1 rRNA gene is annotated in these 1044 nt (G+C 55.6%); it reads right to left on the bottom strand.

Annotation, left to right across the window (positions count from 1 at the left end):
* Window positions 1-1024: ribosomal RNA gene (locus tag B5F80_RS11100) — 16S ribosomal RNA — on the bottom strand; the annotation flags it as partial.
* Window positions 1025-1044 lie beyond the last annotated feature (20 nt).

Here is a 1044-nt window from a genome sequence, read left to right as displayed (position 1 = left end):
GCACTCAATGTCAAGGCTTGGTAAGGTTCTTCGCGTTGCGTCGAATTAAACCACATACTCCACCGCTTGTGCGGGCCCCCGTCAATTCCTTTGAGTTTCAGCCTTGCGGCCGTACTCCCCAGGCGGGATACTTATTGCGTTAACTCCGGCACAGGAGGGGTCGATACCCCCTACACCTAGTATCCATCGTTTACGGCCAGGACTACCGGGGTATCTAATCCCGTTCGCTCCCCTGGCTTTCGCGCCTCAGCGTCAGTTGTCGTCCAGAAAGCCGCTTTCGCCACTGGTGTTCCTCCTAATATCTACGCATTTCACCGCTACACTAGGAATTCCGCTTTCCTCTCCGACACTCCAGTCTCACAGTTTCCGTCCCCTCACGGGGTTAAGCCCCGCACTTTTAAGACAGACTTATGAAACCGCCTGCGCGCCCTTTACGCCCAATAATTCCGGACAACGCTTGCCACCTACGTATTACCGCGGCTGCTGGCACGTAGTTAGCCGTGGCTTTCTCTTACGGTACCGTCATTCTAATGTGGTATTGGCACACTAGCCGTTCGTCCCGTATAACAGAGCTTTACAACCCGAAGGCCGTCTTCGCTCACGCGGCGTTGCTCCGTCAGGCTTTCGCCCATTGCGGAAGATTCCCCACTGCTGCCTCCCGTAGGAGTCTGGACCGTGTCTCAGTTCCAATGTGGCCGTTCATCCTCTCAGACCGGCTACTGATCGTCGCCTTGGTGGGCCGTTACCCCTCCAACTAGCTAATCAGACGCAAGCCCCTCCCCCGGCGGTAGCATATTCAGAGGCCACCTTTCTTCCCACTGCCATGCGGCAATGAAAACGTATTCGGTATTAGCAGCCGTTTCCAGCTGTTGTCCCCATCCGGAGGGCAGGTTGCTTACGCGTTACTCACCCGTTTGCCACTAGAGTCCATAGGAAGCAAGCTTCCCATGTCCTCCCGTTCGACTTGCATGTGTTAAGCACGCCGCCAGCGTTCGTCCTGAGCCAGGATCAAACTCTCCATGATATGTGAAGAGCTGATTGCTC

This window comes from Megasphaera sp. An286 (assembly GCF_002163455.1).
GTDB lineage: Bacteria > Bacillota > Negativicutes > Veillonellales > Megasphaeraceae > Megasphaera > Megasphaera stantonii.
Note: the sequence above shows the minus strand (reverse complement) of the source record. Positions and strands in the feature narration are given on the sequence as shown.